Below are 3,227 nucleotides of genomic sequence, written 5' to 3'. Positions count from 1 at the left end.
CTGAGCAAACGCAGATCGCCCTGGGCAAAACCCGCCAGGTCAAACCCGCCAAAATCATCCACCAGCACCGCTTGCAGGTCGGCGCCGAGCACGGTTTCCACCGCCAGCTCCCAACCGGCTTCAACCTTCAGGCCTTCGGCCAGGCGCGGACGCTCGGCCAGGTGTTGGTCACGCAGCCATTCAGCCGTGCCGGTGCCCGGGTCAAGCGCCGCTTGCTGCAAGGCTTCCAGGGAGGCCAACCGGCCGTTGAGCCGCTGCAAATCGCCCTGGGCCTGCTGCTGTGCCTGGGTCGCCTGCTGCAGTTGCTGACGCAATTGCTCGAGGCGCTCCACTTGTTGTTCTTCGCTGGCTTCCAGCTCTTCCAGCGTCATTTCGCTTTCGGCGAGTTTCTCGCTCAGTTCGAGGATCGCTGCATCTTCCGGGTCGGCAGCGAGCAGCACGCGCTCTTCCACCAGGCGCCGCTGACGCTCGGCCAGGCGCTCCATGCTGGTTTCCAGTTGCTGGATGCGTGACTGCTGCACCTCAGCCTGGCGGCGCGGCTCGGCAGATTGCAGGTTGAACGTGTCCCACTGCTCCTGCCAGGCGTGCATGGTGGTTTCGGATTCTTCCAGGGCCGCAGCGGCTTCCTCGGCAGCGGCGCTGGTGACTTCCTGCTCGGGAGTGAGCATGTCCAGCTCCTCCCCAAGGGTCAGCAGCAAGGTGCGGTCGTGGCCCAGGTGCGATTCGGTTTCCAGGCGCGCACGCTCGGCTTCTTTCAAGTCGTCCTGCAACTGGCGCAAACGCTGCTGGCCGTGCTGGATGCTCTGCTCGACCCGGGCGATATCGCCGCCCACCGAATAGAAGCGCCCCTGCACCAGATTGAAGCGCTCGGACAGGTCATGGTGACCGTCCCGCAGGCGTTCGATGCTGGCGTCGGCATTGCGCTGCTCGGCCACCAGGGCTTCGAAGCTGATTTCCTGGGTGCCGATGATTGCTTCGCGCTGGCCCACCTGGTCATTCAACGCCTGCCAGCGCAGGGCCGACAGTTGCGCCTTGAGCTGACGCTCCTCGCCCTTGTATTCCTGATACTTCTCGGCGGCCTGGGCCTGGCGGTGCAGGCGCTCCAGCTGGCGCTCCAGCTCTTCACGCAGGTCAGTCAGACGGGCAAGGTTTTCATGGGTACGGCGGATACGGTTTTCGGTCTCGCGGCGGCGCTCCTTGTACTTGGAGATGCCGGCCGCTTCCTCGATAAAGTTACGCAGGTCTTCGGGCTTGGCTTCGATCAGCTTGGAGATCATCCCCTGTTCGATGATCGAATAGCTGCGCGGGCCCAGGCCGGTACCGAGGAAGATGTCGGTGATGTCCCGGCGGCGACACTTGGTGCCGTTGAGGAAGTAGCTGTTCTGGCTGTCGCGGGTCACTTTGCGGCGAATGGAGATTTCCGCATAGGCCGCGTACTCGCCCACCAGGGTGCCGTCGGAATTGTCGAACACCAGTTCGATGCTGGCCTGGCTCACCGGCTTGCGGCTGGTGGAGCCGTTGAAGATGACGTCGGTCATCGACTCGCCACGCAGGTTTTTTGCGGAGCTCTCGCCCATCACCCAGCGTACGGCGTCGATGATGTTCGACTTGCCGCAGCCATTGGGCCCGACCACTGCCGCCATGTTACTGGGGAAGTTCACCGTGGTCGGGTCGACGAAGGATTTGAACCCCGCCAGTTTGATGCACTTGAGCCGCACGCTTAGGCTTCCGCCAACGCAGCAATGACCAGCGAGCAACTGCGCTCGCCGTAGGCCGAGAGCACCAGGCGAATCTGCGGCAGGTCACGGGCCAGCACGGCGGCGAGCAATTGCTCGAACAGCACCAGGTACTCGCTCATGGACGCCTTGCGCTGATCCAGCGCCAGGTAATAGGCGCGGTTCATCGCCGGCTGCAGGTTCTCGACGGTTTCCTGCAGGTACGGGTTGTTGGCGAACGGATAGGCGGCACGCATCACGTTGAAGCTCTCTTCAACGAAGGCGCGGATGTCCTGGCGTTCGAAGCTGGCGATCAGGCGCTGCTGGATTTGCACGAACGGCGCCATGTCGGCCTGGGTCTGCCAGCCGGCGGCGACCGCATTGCCCAGCAGGATGTACAGCTCGCCCATCAGCGTGCACAGGCTTTGCACCTTGTGGGCCGTCAGCTCGGTGACGTGGGCGCCACGGCGCGGCAGGATCGCAATCAGGTGCCGGCGCTCGAGGATCAGCAAGGCTTCGCGCACGGAACCACGACTGACATTCAGCGCCAGTGTGACCTTCTGCTCCTGGATCCGCTCCCCAGGCTTGAGATCGCCGCGAATGATACGTTCGGCGAGGTGGTGAGCGATTTGCTCGGCAAGACTATCCGGCGCCTTGAACGTCATGTTTTCCCTTCAAAATCTTCTATCGGTACAAGCGCGGCAGTGTAGCGCACTTGCCGGTTGATGGCGTACGGCCCACAGAGCGGAATTTGGCATGAAATAAGCAGCCATTAAAGTCCAGAAGCCCCCAAAAACGGCGGTTCCAGAGAACTGGACCATAATTAAGGATGTTGATATCGCATTTTCTTGACCTTTCGGTCAGAAAATCGTTGACCGAAAAGTCAGACATGACTAGATTCGGCGCAAAGCGGTTAACAACAATAATGAGTCTGCGAGGCCTTCCGTGATCCAGTTTTTACTAAACCAGGAGCTCCGTAGCGAGCACGCCCTGGACCCGAACCTGACCGTGCTCAACTATTTGCGTGAGCACCTGGCCAAATCCGGCACCAAGGAAGGCTGCGCCAGCGGCGACTGTGGCGCCTGCACCGTGGTAGTCGGCGAGTTGCACACCGACGATCAGGGCGCCGAGCAGATTCGCTATCGCAGCCTCAATTCGTGCCTGACGTTTGTCTCGTCCCTGCATGGCAAACAACTTATCAGCGTCGAAGACCTCAAGCACCAGGGCCAACTCCACAGCGTGCAACAGGCCATGGTGGAGTGCCACGGTTCGCAATGCGGCTTCTGCACCCCGGGCTTTGTGATGTCGCTGTTCGCCCTGCAAAAAAACAGTGATGCACCCGACAGCCAAAAGGCCCACGAAGCCCTGGCTGGCAACCTCTGCCGCTGCACCGGCTATCGCCCGATTCTTGCCGCCGCCGAACAGGCCTGCTGCAACAAGCCCCAGGACCAGTTCGACAGTCGCCAGGCCGACACCATCGCGCGCCTGAAAGCCATCGCCCCGACGCAAACC

Annotated in this window: 3 protein-coding genes; 1 reads left to right on the top strand and 2 read right to left on the bottom strand. The window is 61.8% G+C overall.

Annotation, left to right across the window (positions count from 1 at the left end; translation table 11 throughout):
- Window positions 1–1,718, bottom strand: a 1,718-nt coding sequence (smc, locus tag HX846_RS19390; protein ID WP_178965918.1) for a chromosome segregation protein SMC, incomplete at its 3' end; no start/stop codon positions are given.
- A 2-nt stretch (window positions 1,719–1,720) separates the two neighbouring features.
- Entirely contained in the window at window positions 1,721–2,380 is a 660-nt protein-coding gene (locus HX846_RS19385; RefSeq protein WP_003219085.1) for a GntR family transcriptional regulator, read from the bottom strand.
- Window positions 2,381–2,660: 280 nt separating this feature from the next.
- Between HX846_RS19385 and HX846_RS19380 the strand changes: the two genes are divergently transcribed.
- Window positions 2,661–3,227, top strand: a 567-nt coding sequence (locus HX846_RS19380; RefSeq protein WP_178965917.1) for a 2Fe-2S iron-sulfur cluster-binding protein, incomplete at its 3' end; no start/stop codon positions are given.

Origin of the sequence: Pseudomonas sp. K5002 (assembly GCF_013386655.1) — a bacterium.
Classification (GTDB): Bacteria; Pseudomonadota; Gammaproteobacteria; order Pseudomonadales; family Pseudomonadaceae; genus Aquipseudomonas.
Note: the sequence above shows the minus strand (reverse complement) of the source record. Positions and strands in the feature narration are given on the sequence as shown.

Excerpts from the sequence above, each read along its gene's own strand:
- HX846_RS19385 (WP_003219085.1), bottom strand. The coding sequence starts at position 2,380 with ATGACGTTCAAGGCGCCGGATAGTCTTGCCGAGCAAATCGCTCACCAC.